The following is a 15,605-nucleotide window of genomic DNA, read 5'->3' as shown; positions in this document are numbered from 1 at the left end:
ACGATCGTGAATTGCAAAAGGATATCCCGACTGCTCGGCAGCCTCATCCTCACAGCGATCATGTTCGGGGCTCTTTTCGGCGGCCCGATTGCCTTGCTCATCATCATCTGGGAACGCATTCCCCAATGATGTCTTTGAGACCTTACCCGGTGAGGCAAGAGAACTTTGTACCATGGGCAAGAGACGTGTGACTGGTCCATTCGACAAGGATGCTCGCTCTGCCATTGTGGCCGGCTGCATAGAAGTTTTCTCCAGCGCAGCTCTTCTGGCGCCTCCCCCTCGGATGAAATCTTCCAACGTTCTTTGCCGCCGTCCGTAATGCAGCGGCAATTCTTCTCTTCCACTGTTCCAGCGTTAATCGCGCTCAAACCGTTTCCGAGCGCAGCAGGAAACAGGAGATATTTCAGTGGCTCAGCGTCATAAACCTTGCCTGGCGAACGCATCCGCGCGGCGTGCACGGTTTGCCATCATACTGCAAACACCACGTGGCAAAGCTTCAGTTGCGGCAATCACCACGGCTTGGATGCTCTCTTCGACCATCGCGTTCGCGGCTGACTTCGAGACAGGGGAGGCAGCAATCCCCTCTGTGGGCCAGTTTGACAACCAACGGTTTGGCGGGATCCGCGGCAAGCTGCACGATTGGAAGGTCACGGTCGGCGTTGGGTCAGTTTACCTGCCGGAATACGAAGGATCGGATGAGTTTGAGATTCAGCCTTTCCCCATTATCTCGGCTCAATTCGGCGAGTACGTGCATCTCGACGCAGATGGATTGAGGGTCGACGTGTGGCAGCACGGCGGGCTGAAATTCGCCGTGACCGGCGGCGTCGAAATGGGCCGAAAAGAAGACGATTCCGATTATCTGCGTGGGCTCGGCGATATCGACGTCGGCGGGGTCGTCGGTGGTCTAGTCAGCTACGAGACAGGACCTATCGAACTCTACGCCTCGCTCGACAAGACGATCGGCGGCAGCGACGGGCTTACCGGCAAGGTCGGCGCCAAGGCGTCGTATCAGTACGAGAAGTTTATTTTCTCGGCCGACCTATCCGGCACCTGGGCCGACAGCAAACACATGGAATCCTACTTCGGGATCACGTCCGCCCAGTCGACGCGTTCCGGTCTTGCGGAATACGAAGCGGGAGCAGGGTTTAAACGCGTCGATCTCAAGGGCTCCGTCACATACAGGTGGACGGAACATTGGTCTATCACCGGCGCCGCCGGCGCGGGGCTCTTGCTCGGAGATGCCAAAGACAGCCCGATCGTCAAGGACGACGTACAGCCGTTCGCCATGTTAGGCGTGGGGTATCGCTTCTAATCTTCGGGCTTAGACATCGCGGTCGACTTTGTTGCCGCGATGATTCGATCGAACGCACCCATCGGAAGACCTTAACCATTCGGAGTTTAACGATGCATTCCCATTCCGGAACACGACGTATTAACGTCCTCCTCTATATTGGACATCCCGGAATAGCCTCCCGACTGACCGTGCTGCTGACCTCCCACAACATGGCAGTCACAACCGCATACACGCCTACCGACCTAGAGGACGCAACAAGAATTGGCGGGCTGGATGTCGCAACAACTAATACCGCGGGCATCGAAACCGTGCGACAGGCAACATGCTTGCCTGTCGTGAACATCGACGCCTTCGTTTTTTCCCAGACAACACTGCAGAATGAAACCAAGCCAGCAAGCAGCTTTGACGCGTTAGTTTTCGTGAAGAGATTAATTGAGGTTGGTCAGGCCGGATCCCGCGAACTAGTACGCGAGCGATAAAAGGCGTGCTGAGATCAGAAAGCTGTTCAAGGCGTGTAAGTACGTTCATTTTTGTTTTCCGACGGCTGCCGTACGCAACGAGCCGCATCTGGACGTACGTGGGCGACGACACGCGCTTCGCAGGCCCTGCGCCGCCCCCACGGCGGTCTTCTACGCATCGTAGCGATCGGCGTCCGTAATACAGCGGCAATACTTCTCTTCCAGTGTTAGAGCGTTAGAGCGTTAGAGCGTTAGAGCGTTTCCCTTTCATATTGGATCATATCCGCAAGAGTCGAAGTATTTTCGGGCCTCCTGCGGTTCGACGAGATCGATGATCTTTCCGATCCTGTTCCATAGTCCTGTTACGGTTCTCTTGGCAGCTTTTCGCAGGCGTGCCTTCAGCTTGGAGAAGGCCTTTTTATGGGATTGAAGTCCGGGCTGTATGGCGGAAGGAACATCCTTGTCGCGCCTGCGGCTTCGATCATCTCTCGCGCCGCCGGTCGTTTGTGGCTCGACAGATTATCAAGGATGACGATGTCTAGCCGGTTGCTGGATGATGTCGCACGCTTGGCGGACTCGGCCGAACAGCTACTCGATTTTGAACGGAACGATCAGGTCGCCGGATATCGATGGCGTGCTAAATCTGGTCGAAATAGTACAAACTGTTGTGGCGGACATCGCTCTTTTGGCGATTGCCGCGGGTTATCAGATTTCCTTTCAGAGCGATGTTGAAAGACTGGAACGCCCCGGCAACGCCCCAGCATTGGCGAGAGCAGTCATCAACCTTATTCGCAATGCAATCGATCATTGCGGCGGCAAGGGAGAGATTGCTGTTTCTCTTTCAGCGGATGGCGCGATTGCCGTGGCCGACGAAGGGCCGGGCATAACGGCTGAACATTAGGAGCTGATATTCGAGCCATTCTACCGTGTGACCCCGAAAAGCCAAGGCACCGGGCTTGGTCTGAGTCTGGTCAAGCAGATTGTCACCAATCATGGTGGTCGCGTTTTCGTGCAAAGTGACCAAGATGGCACAATAATGACGATAAAGCTTTGAGCCAAGACCTCAACTCAGCCGTGGGCTGCGCTCACTTCTGCCGTGCTTTCTAAAGCCACTCCGCTCGCCTTCTCTCTCTCGACCTTCTTGTAATGCTGCGGCAATCCTTCGCGACGACTGTCCTCCTACAATCAATTATGGAGGCCGTTTAACGTGCGTCGTAGTCTTAATCTTTCTCGTCGATTGGTCGACATTTGGTCAAAGCACCTATTCCCAGTTATGATTATTGGCATGGTCCTCGCCGTGACGGGGTGTACCTCAATGCCCCTGAAGGAAAGCGGGACCCTTACCTCCTACAGCAGCCTCAGCGCTCCGAAGGATAAGTTCGGGAAGAAGCGGCGTATTTACGTCGATGGCCCGCAACTGGCGCAGGTGAAGACGATACGGATCGTACCAACCAGCTTCACCTTTATGGCCGCGTCCAAAGTCGCATCGGACGCCGATCGCTCTCTGGTCACAAATGCGCTGGATCGAGCCTTGTGCGTCGCACTCAGTGACAAATATCGAATTGTTTCCTCTGATCAGCCGGCGGATTTGACGATCCGCTCCGTCGTGACGGACATCGTGCCGACGAACAAGAACGTGGCGGCGGCGGCGACCGTGGTAAGCGTTGGCGGCGGTTTCGCGCTTCCCGACAACATACCGCTTATCGGGATACCCCGCATACCAGTAGGTCTGGGCGGCCTATCTGTCGAGGCGGAAGCTCTTGATAGCCAGAATGTCCAACGTGCCGCAATGATGTGGGGTCGAGGGGCCAACTTCCTCCAAGACAAACCACGGTATTCCGACGTTGGTGACGCCTATAGCCAGGTAACGAAGTTTGCGAGCGACTTTTCTGGAATCTTAATCACTGGCCGGGAGCCGAAATTACTCGATATCTCGGTTCCCTCGACGCACCGGATCCAGTCTTGGCTCGGCGGTAAACCGAAATATGCGGCATGTGAGGAATTCGGACGAGCACCCGGCATACCGGGTGCATTGGCGACCAAATTCGGTCTTCCGCCTCAGTGGACCGACAAGAAGCCTAAGACAATGGTGTCGCGATGACCTTAGATAATTGCTCATGTGGTGTTGCTCGACCGCCTGCTAGCTCTCATTTCACGGACGTTGCTCCATCCAAATTGAAAGATAATAGGCCCTTCAAACCAGGGGGCATCTCAAGTTGCGAAAATGGAGCCGAAATCGCGCTCCACGAGAAGCATGCCGAAGATGCCCTGCGGATGCAATTGGAGTTGTCAGTTGATGGGGAAGCGGAATGAGGCGCGTGCTTCATGCAGGGGCGTCGGTCGACCGATACAATATCTGGAGGCCTTGTCGCTTGAACGAAGAGCCTTCACAAACGATTCGTCTTGAGGAACGGCGGACCTCCAAGCCCACGATCCTGACCGACACCGTAGAACACGCTGCTTGCCGCAGTTTTGTCTACCTAGCGCGAAAGACGTCGCGCGCCATGAATGAGTTTGGCGAGCAGCGCGGATGAGACACGCGCTCCGGCAATTTCACTACCTCACGGTCGCTGCGCAGGTGGGAAGCCTCAGGCGTACGGCGGAGATATGCCAGGTCGACCAGTCGAATGTCACCCGCGCGCTCAAACGACTGGAAGACAATCTTGGTATTTCGCTCTTTTACCGGGAGCGAAGTGGTGTGCGGTTGACCCCTGCCGGCCAACAATTTCTGGCCGAGATATCACCGGCTCTCGAGCAACTGGAATTCGCAAGGCGCTCTGCTCGATCTGCGCGTCGCGCTGACTCAGGCCTGCTGCGAATTGGGATACTGACGTCTCTGGCCGGTGGATTCTTGAGGAAGCTTGTTCAGAACTTTACAGTCCGACACCCTCGGGTCACCATTGACGTACGTGACGGTGGCCGCAGGGAGCATCTCGCAGCTGTCCAAACGCGCCAGTTGGATATCGCGATCATCACAGGCACGGCTGAGATCCCAGGATGTGAGACTCGTGAACTAGGGCATGAGCGCGTCTATGTTGCTATGCCTGACGCTCACCCGTTGGCCGCCAAAGCGAAGCTGGTTTGGTCGGATCTCAAGGGAGAGCGTTTCATCGTGAGCAAGAGTGAACCCGGCCCGGAGGTGCACGACTACATCGTGCGCCGGTCCGCCGACTACAGCACCTATCCTGACGTCGAGGTAAAAGCCGCGCAGCAGGAAACGCTGATGAATCTAGTCAGTCTTGGCCAAGGGATCACGCTCGTCGCTTCAGCGTGGACCGCCATCAAGGTTCCTGGTCTTGTGCTGCGGCCCTTGACTGCACGCGCTGACATAGTGCCGTTCAGCATTATCTGGTCGTCGACGAACGACAATCCGGCCTTGTTGCGATTCCTGCACACCGCGCAGTTGACCCGGAGCCACACTGTCGAGGCAGCGACGCTATGCGGCTCCGACCTAATAGATTGAGGCAGTGTACCGGCTGAGGCTGGGACTCGGGTAATCGGTTCCGATATCCTAGACAACAATAGGCGGGCGCCTCATTCGGCCTGCGGGCGTGTACCCGGAGGCCGAACTCCAGATCGGTTGGCGTGGCGGACTTTTGCGAACTCCCGATCTGTCGCCATGAATCGCTCCAGCATGGGCGCAATCAACTTCGTAGGGTCCGCAATCATCTGGCCCTGCTCCCGACCGAGGGCCTCGGCGTAGATGGTCAGGTCGCGGTGCAGGTCCGCCGGAAGCTCAATTGTAATCTTCACGGGCTTGTCATCGACGATCGGACCCAGTTTGAGCTTGGGCATCATGAATCTCCATAGGCCTCGAGGATCAGGTCGCGCGTGACGATCACGCGGACCGGGAAGCCCGGCCGGATTGTCAATGTCGGGGGGATGTTGAGCTGCCGCTGGATGACCTGTTGCCCTGCGTCGTTGATCGTATCCTGCCCGCCGCTTCGGATGGCCTCGATCAGCCGATCATCATCGTTGGTGGCGAGTTCGGCGCCGACGCTCAGCAGGGTTGAAAGACCGGCCGCCTTCGCAAGATCCCACCAATGATAGTCAACGCCGTCCTGAAGGCCGGCATAACCTTCGGCGTCCGCTCCGGGCTGACGCTCGAGCACGATGCTGCGGCCGTTCGGGAAGATCAGGCGGTTCCATACCAGCAGGACGCGGCTCTGTCCGAACTGCACGTTGTTGTCGTACTGGCCGATCACGCGCGTACCCTGCGGGATGAGCAGGATAAGGCCGGTCGGGCTGTCATAGATGTTTTCGGTCACCTGGGCCGTGATCTGACCGGGGAGGTCCGACCGGATCCCGGTGATCAGCGCAGCGGAAATCACCGCGCCGGCTTGCAGGATATTCGGGGATGCCGGAGCTGCAACGCGATCGGCCGCGACCGTGCGTCGGTCGGTGGGCGCATTGAGGAAAGCCTGCTGACGTTCCTGCGCCGTAGGTGTCGCCGGCGGCGGCGCAAGTCCGAGGCTGGCGAGATCCGGCGTCGCCGCGTTCGGCGCAGTTGCCGTGACGGGCGCAGCGTTACGCGCTTCTGCCGCGGCGAACAGCCGGCTGGTCCGCGCCGTCTCGATCTCCTGAAGGCGACGCTGCTCCTCCGCACTGATACCCGGCTGTGCTGGCGCGACACCGGGCGTCGGCACGGGCTGCCCTCGATTCTGGGCGCTGAGGATGGGCCGACCGAGATCTCCGGGCAGCGGAGGCCCGAGCTGGGGCACGCCTGCGTAATCCCGCGGCAGGCCTTGTAGACCGTCAGCCGTGGAACGGTTGTCGGTCGAATAAAGCTCCTCTGGCGGTTTGCCGCTGTCGCGAGTCTGGAGCGAATAGACCAGCGCACCGCCGAGACCAAGGCTCGCGACCAGGCCAAGCCCGGCCAGCACCTTGCGCGACAACCGCGTGACGCGCGGCGCCTCGGCACGCAGCCGCATCGGCGCAGCGACTTTCTCTTCCTCGTTCCGGTCGTCGCTCACGACGCGGGCCTCCCGTCGGTGCGCGTAATCCGGACGCGTTTCTGCCTGTCGCCAGAGCCGAAGCGCAGTTCGCCGGCCGCGAAGAGGCGATCGACGATCATGTAGTTGTTGCGGACCCTGTAGTTGACGAGTTCAGAGGTGTTGCCCTCCGCGCCGACGACGAAGAGCGGCGGCATCTCGCCCTGGCCAATGCCTCGCGGAAACTCGATGAATACTTGCCGTCCGTCATCATAGGCGCGCAACGGCCGCCACGGCGCACGGTCGCCGGTCACTTCGTAGCGGAAATTGATGCGCGAGAGATCAACCCCCGTCGCCACCGGCTGGGTCGCCTGCGCCTCGGCGTTCTGGCGGCGCAGCGCGATGAGCTGGTCCTGCGGGTATTGCCAGGAGACCGAAGCCATATAGGTGCGCTCGGTCGAGCGCAGTTCCATGTGGTAGGTGCGCAGATTGGTGTTGATGACGAGATTGGTCATCAGGTCGGCGCGGGTCGGCTTCACCAGTATGTGGACCTGAAGCGTCGCGCCCGAGCCGCTTTGGGTATCACCGATGATCCATCGCACCGTGTCGCCGGCGGCAACCGGGCCGGACCCGACCAGCGTTTCGCCGGGCTGGAGCGCGATGTCGGTGATCTGCCCGACGGCGGTGTAGACCTGATAGAGCGCCCCTTGGGTAAAGGGGTAGACCTGCATCGAGTTGATGAAGCCGTCGCGCACCGGCTGAATGCGGGCGGCCGCATTGGCCTGGTTGACGCGTGCCGTGGGATCGGCCGGCTCGGCGGAACGGCGCGATGCTTCGACCGGTTTCATCTGGCCGGGTAGCGGCAGCGGCTTGGGCAGTTCGACGACCGTCACCGGCGCGGGCGGATCGACGGTCTGCACGGCAACGGGCGCGTCGTCGTAGCTGATCTCCGGCGGCTTTTGCGTCGTCGCGCAGCCGGCGAGTGCCGTGGCCGCCAGCAGCAAAGCCGCCAATGCGTGTGTACGTAAAGCCGGTTCTCCGGCTTTGCAGAAGATCGGCATCATCATTGCCCCAGCTCCCGTGACCAAGAAATTGCGTTGACGTAAATCCCCAATGGATTGGCGCGCAGCCGGTCGGCGTTGCGCGGTATCTGCACGACGATCGTGAGGATCGCCGTCCATCGTGAGGTTTCGGCGAGCTGGCCGTTCTCGTAACGGCGCTCGGTCCATGCGACGCGGAACGAGTCTGGCGAGGCGCGGATCACGCTCGATACATCGACGGCGATCTGCTGGCGCCCGACCTTGGTGAAGGGATCGTTGGATCGCGCATAGTCGTTGAGCGCCGCTGCCCCCCTGTCGGTCGTGAAGTCGTAGGCGCGCAGCCAGTTCTGGCGAACGATGATCGCGTCGGCCGGGATCGAGCGGACCTGCTCGATGAAGCGCGCGAGATGGAAGGCGATCTGTGGATCGGTCGGCTGATAATCGGCCGTCGCCGGTGCGACCGCCTGCGCCTGTCCGAGACGATCGGTCTGAACAACCCACGGAACGACGGTGCCGCGGGCGGATTGCCAGACCAGCGCCGCGGCGAACGCTGCCGACAGGACGAGGGATCCGAATGCCATCAGGCGCCAGTTGCGCGCCTGGACGCGGGCCGAGCCGATGCGGTCGTCCCAGACCTGGGCGGCGCGTTGGTATGGCGTTTCGGGTTCGGGGGCTTTTCCATAGTGGGTCGAGGGTCGTCGGAACATCAGCGGTCGCTTTCAGAGAGATTGACGGAAGATCCGCCGCCGTGGCTGTCGCCGCTGCGGACGGCATGGACGGTCGTGGAGACGGCATGGCTCATTTGCTGGGAGCGCTTCATGCGGCGAGCCCATGCGGGAGGCTGCTGAGCCCCACCGGCCGGGTTCGGTGCAGCCTCGCTGGCTGCGTCAGCAATGGTGCCCATGGTCGAGGAACCGCCTGTCGTCTCGAAGGCAGCGCGAGATCCGCTGGCGAAGCTGGACTGCATGCTGGATGACGCCCGTTGGGCGGCGCGGCGAAGCGGTGATGTGGCGGCGGAACCAGCGGCCCGGGCGACACCACCCAAGCCGCTGGCCACACCCGAGGCGTCGGTCTGCCCTGCAGCGCCCAAGCTGTATGCGCTCGATGCGCCACCCGCCAGAGCGGCACCGCCTCGGGCCGCGGCGGCAGCGCCACCAGCGAGCGCTGCACCACCCGAGGCAACGGCGCCGACAGTGGCTGCGCCGGCTGCAACCATGCCGCCAGCGGCAAGCCCGGTTCCGATCGCGGCGCCAGCGCCAAGCTGCGGACCGCCGGACACGAGGCCGTTGGCGATGCCCGGCCCGAAGATGCCGAGGCCGAGCAGCGTCAGTGCCGCGAGCACGATCGCCATCGCCTCGTCGATCGTCGGCGTGCGCCCGCCGAAACCGGCTGTAAACTCGGAGAAGAGGCTCGATCCGATGCCGATGATGACGCCGAGGACCAGCACTTTGATGCCGGAGGAGATGACGTTGCCGAGCACGCGCTCGGCCATGAAGGCACTCTTGCCGAAGAGGCCGAAGGGGATGAGCACGAAGCCGGCAAGTGTCGTCAGCTTGAACTCGATCAGCGTGACGAAGAGCTGGATGGCGAGGATGAAGAAGGCGAGCAGCACCAGCGCCCAGGCGAGCAGCATCACCGCGATCTGGATGAAGTTCTCGAAGAAGCTCAAGTAGCCCATGAGATCGGAGATGGAGTCGAGCAGCGGCCGGCCAGCATCGAGGCCGGTCTGCGCCACACGGCCGGGCTTCATCATGTCGGCGACGGTGAAGCCGGTTCCGGCCGCCTTCAGCCCAAGTCCGGCGAAGCTCTCGAAGATGATCCGGGCGAGATTGTTCCAGTTGCTGATGAGATAGGCGAGTACGCCGACGAACAGGGTCTTCTTGACCAGGCGCGCGATGATGTCGTCATCGGCGCCCCAGCTCCAGAACAGCGCGGCGAGCGTCACATCGATCACGATCAGCGTGGTGGCGATGAAGGCCACTTCGCCGCTGAGGAGACCGAAGCCGCTATCGATATAGCGGGTGAATACCTCCAGGAAATGGTCGATGACGCCGGTGCCGCCCATGATGTCAACGCGCCTCGTTCGTGTGGGTGTCGGTCTCCGGCGCGGTCTCGATGACCGCGGGGTTGTGCGGGACGGGAGGATTCTGCGGCTGACCGTGTGGACCCGGTGCCTGCGGAGCCGGCTGCGATTGGAGCACCTGCGATGGCTTCAGGAAGCGTTGGCGGTTTTCAGCCCAGGTCCGAAGGCAGGCGGGGTCGTGGGTGCTGGCTTCGCCGAGCTGCTGGCAGCGCCGCAGTTCGATCTTCAGTGCATCAACGCCCGTTTCGGTCGCAGCAGTGACGCCCCGGTGAAGGGGCGGTTCGTACTTGCGGGAGAGTTCGATGACCGTCGCCGTGATCGCGAAGGTCACGAAGCCGATGGCGCTGATACGCGCGAGAAGCTTTCCGTCCATCGCCGCGCCCTCAGTTGCTGCCTGGGAACATCTGCGCGTTGCCGGCCTGGTAGCCGACGCCCGGCGTCAGGAAGCGGCGACGCTGCTCGCGGCCCTGTTCGGCGGCGGCGGACCGCTCCGCTTCGGCGAGCGCCTGTGCGCGGCCGTTGGCGGAGACGACGGCGGTGAGATCGGCGAGCTGCTGGGCCTGCAACGCGAGGAGTTGATTGCCGGCCTGCGTCGCCTGAAGCGCGCCGGTTGCGCCCTGGCTCTGACCGACCAGCGTCGACATCTCAGCCCGGTTGGTGTCGATATTGCCGACCACGCCAGCCTGGACGCGCATGGCATCCTGCAGGCCGCCGACTGTGTTCTGCCAGCGCTCGCGCGCGTCGGTGACGAGTTGCTGGTCGGAGGCCGACATCGAGGCATTGCCGTACGTGGTGCGGAACGCCTGGTCGATGTTCTGCACATTGTAGGCGATGCGCTGAGCTTCGCCGAGCAGCTGCTGGGTCCGTTGAACCGACTGCTGCAATTGCTGGACGGAGGAATAAGGCAGGCTCGCGAGGTTGCGGGCCTGGTTGATCAGCATCGTCGCCTCGTTCTGGAGCGAGGTGATCTGGTTGTTGATCTGCGTCAGCGCGCGGGTCGCCGACAGAAGGTTCTGGGCGTAGTTGGCGGGATCGTAGACGATGAGGGCATGCGCCGGCGTTGTCAGGATTGGCGCGAACGCAACGGGAGTGGCAAGCAGCGCAAGGGCGAACCGCGCTACGCGAGGACGGCACAATGTCATGATGGTTTCTCCAGGTTTGTGAGGTTGGGAATGAGGTCGGCCGCCCAGTCGACGCCGCGATGGCGCAGCCAGGCGGCGAGGAAGCCCTCGCGGCCGTGCTCGGCGACGATGCGGTCGATCGCGGCCTGATCGGTCTTGGAGGATGCGGCGCAGAGCGCGAGCGCCACGTCGGCGAGGCCGAGTTCGAACAGCCGGTTGCCACGGCGGCTCTGGCAGTAATAATCCCGCTTGGGCATGGCTCTGGCGAGGATCTCGATCTGCCGGTCGTTCAATCCGAAGCGGCGGTAGATCGCGGTGATCTGCGGCTCGATCGCCCGCTCGTTCGGCAGCAGCAGCCGCGTCTGGCAGCTTTCGATGATGGCCGGCGCAATCGCCGAGCCGTCGATGTCGGAGAGTGACTGTGTGGCGAAGACGACGCTGGCGTTCTTCTTGCGCAGCGTTTTCAGCCATTCACGGAGCTGGCCGGCAAAGCCCTCGTCATCGAGGGCGAGCCAGCCTTCATCGACGATGATTAGGGTCGGCTCGCCATTCAGCCGGTCCTCGATGCGGTGGAACAGATAGGATAGCACGGCGGGCGCGGCGGCCGTCCCGATCAAGCCTTCGGTTTCGAAGGCCTGGACGGTGGCGACGCCGAGATGCTCGCTTTCGGCATCGAGCAGCCGGCCATAGGGACCGCCGACACAGTAAGGCCGCAGCGCCTGCTTCAGGTCGTTCGACTGCAACAGAACCGACAGGCCCGTCATGGTGCGCTCGGCAACAGGCGCGCTGGCGAGCGATGACAGCGCAGTCCAGATCAGTTCCTTGACCTCGGGTGTGATCTGGATGCTCTCACGCATCAGGATCGCGACGATCCAGTCGGCGGCCCAGGCACGTTCGGCCGCCTCGTCGATTCGCGACAGCGGTTGCAGCGCGACGCTATCCGCAGAGCCCTCGGTCAGGCCGCCACCGAGATCATGCCAGTCGCCACCCATGGCGATGGCGGCGGCGCGGATCGAGCCGCCGAAGTCGAAGGCGAAGACCTGCGCCCCCGCGTAACGGCGGAACTGCAGCGCCATCAGCGCCAGCAGCACGGACTTGCCGGCGCCGGTCGGGCCGACCACCAGAGTATGACCGACATCGCCGACGTGAATGGAGAACCGGAACGGGGTGGATCCTTCGGTCTTGCCGTACAGCAAGGGGGGCGCACCGAAGTGCTCATCTCGTTCCGGCCCCGCCCATACAGCCGAAAGCGGGATCATGTGGGCAAGGTTGAGTGTCGAGATCGGCGGCTGACGCACATTGGCGTAGACGTGGCCCGGCAGCGAGCCGAGCCAGGCATCCGCTGCGTTGATGGTCTCGGGCATGGCGGTGAAGTCGCGGCCCTGGATCACCTTCTCGACAAGACGGAGCTTCTCCGCCGCAATACGGGCAGCGACGTCCCAGACGGCGATCGTGGCGGTGACATAGGCCTGACCGGCATAGTCGGCGCCGAGTTCCTGGAGCGCGAGGTCGGCGTCGGCCGCCTTGTTGGCGGCGTCGGTATCGACGAGCGCGCTCGCCTCGTTGGTCATCACCTCCTTGAGGATGGCGGCGACCGACTTTCGCTTGGCGAACCATTGCCGCCTGATCCTCGTCAGGAGCTTCGTTGCGTCGGTCTTGTCAAGCAGGATCGCCCGCGTGGCCCACCGATAGGGAAAGGCCAGCCGGTTCAACTCGTCCAGGATCCCGGGCGTGGTCGCGGTCGGGAAACCGACGACAGTCAGAATGCGCAGGTTCGCGTCGCCAAGGCGCGGCTCCAGCCCGCCGGTGAGCGGTTGATCGGCGAGCAACGCGTCGAGATACATCGGCGTTTCGGGAACGCGCACGCGATAGCGCTTCGTCGAGACGGTCGAGTGCAGGTAGGTCAGCGTCTCGACGTCATCGAGCCACCCACATTCCGGCATGAACCCTTCGACGAGTTGCAGGATGCGGTCGGTGCGGTCGACGAAACCATGCAAGGCTTCCCAGGCGTCGACACCGCGATCCGCCTTGCCCTCGTAGAGCCACCTTTCGGCACGCGCGGCGTCCTCGGCGGGCGGGAGGAAGATGAAGGTCAGGAAGTAGCTCGACTCGTAGTGGATGCCGTCCTCCTCGAAGTCAGCCTTGCGTTCTGCCTCGACCATGGCCGAGGCAGGATCGGGAAACCGGCTCACCGGATAGGCGCCGACGGCATGGCGCTGCGCCTCGACAAAGATCGCCCAGCCGGAGCCAAGACGGCGGAAGGCGCTGTTGAGCCGGCCGGCGACCGCAATCAGTTCGGCCTGCATGGCGGAATCGAGATCGGGGCCGCGGAAGCGTGCGCTGCGCTGGAAGCTGCCATCCTTGTTGAGAACAACGCCGGGGGCGGCCAACGCCGCCCATGGCAGGAAATCCGCAAGGCGGGTCGAGGTGCGACGATATTCGGCAAGGTTCATCATCGATGGGCCTCAGACGTTCAAGTGACCGGGGATGCGAAGGTGCCGGCGACCGACATCGACGAATTGCGGGTCGCGCTTGGCCGCCCAGACGGCCGCGAAATGGCCGATCGCCCAGAGACCGAGGCCGACCAGCCAGAGGCGAAGGCCGAGACCGAGAGCGGCGGCGAGCGTGCCGTTGAGGATGGCGATGGAGCGCGGCGCACCGCCGAGCAGGATGTGCTCGGTCAGGGCCCGGTGGACCGGGATGCTGTAGCCGGGCACGTCGCTGCCGCTCTCGATCAGGCCCACCATCAGACGAGCGCCCCGCCGCCGAACGAGAAGAACGACAGGAAGAAGCTCGATGCGGCAAACGCGATCGACAGGCCGAAGACGATCTGGATCAGACGGCGGAAGCCACCGTTAGTGTCTCCGAACGCGAGCGTCAGGCCGGTGACGATGATGATGATCACCGCAACGATCTTGGCGACAGGGCCCTCGATGGATTCGAGGATCGATTGCAACGGCGCTTCCCACGGCATCGAGGAGCCGGAAGCGTGAGCGGCGGGCGCCAGCAGCATGCTGGCGAAGAGGACGGATGCGGCGGTCGCCACATGGCGACGAAAATGCAGGGCACGGCGGATCATGCAGGTTCTCCTTCGGAGGGCTGGGCTGAGGGCTGGGTTGCGGGGCGGACGCGGTAGTCGCCGTCGGGGCCGAGCCCTTCGATGCGGCCGAGTTCTGCCAGGCGTCGCATCGAGCCGCGGCCCGAGAGGACGGCGACGACGTTGATCGTCTCCGCGATCAGTGCGCGTGGGACGGTGATGACGGCTTCCTGGATGAGCTGCTCGAGGCGGCGCAGCGCGCCGAGCGCGCTCCCGGCGTGGATCGTGCCGATCCCGCCGGGGTGGCCGGTGCCCCAGGCCTTGAGCAAGTCGAGGGCCTCGGCGCCGCGCACCTCGCCGATCGGGATACGATCGGGCCGCAGGCGCAGAGAGGAGCGGACGAGATCGGAGAGTGTCGCGACACCGTCTTTGGTCCGCATGGCGACCAGGTTGGGTGCTGTGCATTGCAGTTCGCGGGTGTCTTCAATCAGCACTACGCGGTCGGACGTCTTCGATACCTCAGCGAGCAATGCGTTGGTCAGCGTCGTTTTACCGGTCGAGGTGCCGCCGGCCACCAGGATGTTGCGGCGATCAGCAACGGCCTGGCGCAGGATTTCGGCCTGCTCTGCGGTCATGGTGCCGGCGGCGACATAGTCCTGCAGCGTGAAGACGGCGACGGCGGGCTTGCGGATCGCGAAGGCTGGCGCTGCCACAACGGGCGGCAGCAGACCCTCGAACCGCTCTCCCGTTTCCGGCAGTTCCGCCGAGACGCGCGGGTTGCCGGTATGAACCTCGGCGCCGACATGGTGGGCGACGAGGCGCACGATGCGCTCGCCATCGGCTGCCGAAAGGCGCTCGCCTGTGTCCGACAAGCCTTCCGATAGCCGGTCGATCCAGAGACGGCCGTCTGGATTGAGCATTACTTCGACGACGCTGGCGTCTGCCAGAAAACCGGCGATGGCGGGGCCCAGCGCGGTGCGCAGCATGCGCGCCCCGCGAACGATCGCCTCGGATTTCTCGGAAGATACGGCCACGTCGTCCCCGTTCTCTTGCGGGACCGCGTCAGGCCGTCCCTGGATCGGGGATGATTAAGAGAACCGGAAATCGGCGATCTGCAACAGCTTGTTTTGCGTGTCGTACCGTGGCGTACAAAGACAGGTGTTCGGCGGGTCTTCCGAATACTTGTGATGCCGGAATTGATGCTTATTGCGCGTCGTGCGCGGGCGCGATGTCCTCGGAAATCTCCTGCCGAAGCTTCGGGCCGTGAGCGAGTCGCCGGCCGAGCGCGGTGACGAACGCCTCGTAGCGTTCGCCAGCTTTCGAACGAGCCGCGGCCTGAGCGGGCTCCGGGAGCGGCGGGTTCGTGGTCAGCCAGAAGCGGATGAACACGGCCAGCGTCTCCACGCTGATTCCGAGGTCACGCTCCATCCGCGCCATTCGCCGGTCGATCTGGTCGAGTCGCTTCGTTGTGGCGGCCTCCTGCCGTTCGGCAGCGTCGGGCGAGAGGAACGAGGCGATGCCCGCTTCTGCGATCAGCGAGAGAGATTGATCACGCCGGGCGGCGTGCGCGGCGAGCGCCTTCATAACGTCCGGTTCGAGATAGACAGACAGCCGCTGCTTCTTGAGAGGATTTGCCATGGT

17 protein-coding genes and 2 pseudogenes are annotated in these 15,605 nt (G+C 62.7%); 6 read left to right on the top strand and 13 right to left on the bottom strand.

Annotated elements, in window-relative coordinates; genetic code table 11:
- Positions 1 to 6: 6 nt before the first annotated feature.
- The 3 genes from FHS76_RS22715 (at position 7) to FHS76_RS04535 (ending at position 1,773) form a co-directional block, all read left to right on the top strand.
- Complete coding sequence (locus tag FHS76_RS22715) at positions 7 to 129, top strand: hypothetical protein (RefSeq protein ID WP_268902620.1); 123 nt, start codon at positions 7 to 9, stop codon at positions 127 to 129.
- Positions 130 to 406: 277 nt separating this feature from the next.
- Positions 407 to 1,312, top strand: coding sequence for a MipA/OmpV family protein (locus FHS76_RS04540; RefSeq protein WP_328700435.1), 906 nt, complete (start codon positions 407 to 409; stop codon positions 1,310 to 1,312).
- A 92-nt stretch (positions 1,313 to 1,404) separates the two neighbouring features.
- On the top strand, positions 1,405 to 1,773 hold the full coding sequence (locus FHS76_RS04535) for a hypothetical protein (RefSeq protein WP_183648705.1): 369 nt from the start codon (positions 1,405 to 1,407) through the stop codon (positions 1,771 to 1,773).
- 246 nt (positions 1,774 to 2,019) lie between these two features.
- On the opposite strand, the pseudogene FHS76_RS04530 reads toward FHS76_RS04535, so the two are convergent.
- A pseudogene (locus FHS76_RS04530) lies at positions 2,020 to 2,291 on the bottom strand (transposase); the annotation flags it as partial.
- A gap of 4 nt (positions 2,292 to 2,295) precedes the next feature.
- Between FHS76_RS04530 and FHS76_RS04525 the strand changes: the two are divergent.
- From FHS76_RS04525 to FHS76_RS04515, 3 genes and pseudogenes are all read left to right on the top strand, one after another.
- Positions 2,296 to 2,806, top strand: a pseudogene (locus FHS76_RS04525) (sensor histidine kinase); the annotation flags it as partial.
- 219 nt (positions 2,807 to 3,025) lie between these two features.
- Positions 3,026 to 3,853 (top strand): DUF3313 domain-containing protein, encoded by an 828-nt coding sequence (locus FHS76_RS04520; protein ID WP_183649305.1) that lies wholly within the window; start codon positions 3,026 to 3,028, stop codon positions 3,851 to 3,853.
- A 429-nt stretch (positions 3,854 to 4,282) separates the two neighbouring features.
- A complete protein-coding gene (locus FHS76_RS04515; protein WP_183648703.1) occupies positions 4,283 to 5,215 on the top strand; it encodes a LysR family transcriptional regulator in 933 nt (310 codons plus the stop codon).
- Between the two features lie 71 nt (positions 5,216 to 5,286).
- Here FHS76_RS04515 and FHS76_RS04510 read toward each other — a convergent pair whose 3' ends face one another.
- The 12 genes from FHS76_RS04510 to FHS76_RS04455 all read right to left on the bottom strand — a co-directional run bounded on the left by FHS76_RS04510 (position 5,287) and on the right by FHS76_RS04455 (position 15,602).
- Complete coding sequence (locus FHS76_RS04510; RefSeq protein WP_183648700.1) at positions 5,287 to 5,547, bottom strand: DUF2274 domain-containing protein; 261 nt, start codon at positions 5,545 to 5,547, stop codon at positions 5,287 to 5,289.
- Positions 5,547 to 6,683, bottom strand: coding sequence for a TrbI/VirB10 family protein (locus FHS76_RS04505; protein ID WP_235992577.1), 1,137 nt, complete (start codon positions 6,681 to 6,683; stop codon positions 5,547 to 5,549). Before FHS76_RS04505 ends, FHS76_RS04510 begins: the two co-directional genes overlap by 1 nt.
- Positions 6,684 to 6,721: 38 nt before the next feature.
- Complete coding sequence (trbG, locus tag FHS76_RS04500; protein ID WP_374828570.1) at positions 6,722 to 7,750, bottom strand: P-type conjugative transfer protein TrbG; 1,029 nt, start codon at positions 7,748 to 7,750, stop codon at positions 6,722 to 6,724.
- Positions 7,747 to 8,430: a conjugal transfer protein TrbF gene (gene trbF, locus FHS76_RS04495; RefSeq protein WP_183648697.1), complete on the bottom strand. Its 684-nt coding sequence runs from the start codon at positions 8,428 to 8,430 to the stop codon at positions 7,747 to 7,749. Before trbF ends, trbG begins: the two co-directional genes overlap by 4 nt.
- Complete coding sequence (trbL, locus tag FHS76_RS04490) at positions 8,430 to 9,788, bottom strand: P-type conjugative transfer protein TrbL (RefSeq protein WP_183648694.1); 1,359 nt, start codon at positions 9,786 to 9,788, stop codon at positions 8,430 to 8,432. The genes trbF and trbL overlap by 1 nt, the downstream gene beginning before the upstream one ends.
- A 4-nt stretch (positions 9,789 to 9,792) precedes the next feature.
- Positions 9,793 to 10,179 carry a putative entry exclusion protein TrbK-alt gene (gene trbK-alt, locus FHS76_RS04485; protein WP_183648691.1) on the bottom strand — a complete coding sequence of 129 codons (387 nt, stop codon included), beginning with the start codon at positions 10,177 to 10,179 and terminating at the stop codon, positions 9,793 to 9,795.
- A gap of 10 nt (positions 10,180 to 10,189) precedes the next feature.
- Entirely contained in the window at positions 10,190 to 10,948 is a 759-nt protein-coding gene (trbJ, locus tag FHS76_RS04480) for a P-type conjugative transfer protein TrbJ (RefSeq protein ID WP_183648688.1), read from the bottom strand.
- Positions 10,945 to 13,383, bottom strand: coding sequence for a conjugal transfer protein TrbE (trbE, locus tag FHS76_RS04475; RefSeq protein ID WP_183648685.1), 2,439 nt, complete (start codon positions 13,381 to 13,383; stop codon positions 10,945 to 10,947). The genes trbJ and trbE overlap by 4 nt, the downstream gene beginning before the upstream one ends.
- Positions 13,384 to 13,392: 9 nt before the next feature.
- Complete coding sequence (locus tag FHS76_RS04470; RefSeq protein WP_183648682.1) at positions 13,393 to 13,674, bottom strand: VirB3 family type IV secretion system protein; 282 nt, start codon at positions 13,672 to 13,674, stop codon at positions 13,393 to 13,395.
- Positions 13,674 to 14,006: a TrbC/VirB2 family protein gene (locus FHS76_RS04465; RefSeq protein WP_183648680.1), complete on the bottom strand. Its 333-nt coding sequence runs from the start codon at positions 14,004 to 14,006 to the stop codon at positions 13,674 to 13,676. Before FHS76_RS04465 ends, FHS76_RS04470 begins: the two co-directional genes overlap by 1 nt.
- The gene (gene trbB, locus FHS76_RS04460; protein ID WP_210306013.1) at positions 14,003 to 14,950 is read right to left on the bottom strand and encodes a P-type conjugative transfer ATPase TrbB; all 948 of its coding nucleotides are present in this window, start codon (positions 14,948 to 14,950) and stop codon (positions 14,003 to 14,005) included. Before trbB ends, FHS76_RS04465 begins: the two co-directional genes overlap by 4 nt.
- 217 nt (positions 14,951 to 15,167) lie before the next feature.
- Entirely contained in the window at positions 15,168 to 15,602 is a 435-nt protein-coding gene (locus FHS76_RS04455) for a CopG family transcriptional regulator (protein WP_183648674.1), read from the bottom strand.
- Positions 15,603 to 15,605: the final 3 nt, after the last annotated feature.

This window comes from Brucella daejeonensis, from assembly GCF_014199265.1.
Taxonomy (GTDB): Bacteria; Pseudomonadota; Alphaproteobacteria; order Rhizobiales; family Rhizobiaceae; genus Brucella; species Brucella daejeonensis.
The sequence above is the reverse complement of the archived record's forward strand: the minus strand, read 5'-3'. Positions and strand labels throughout refer to the sequence as shown.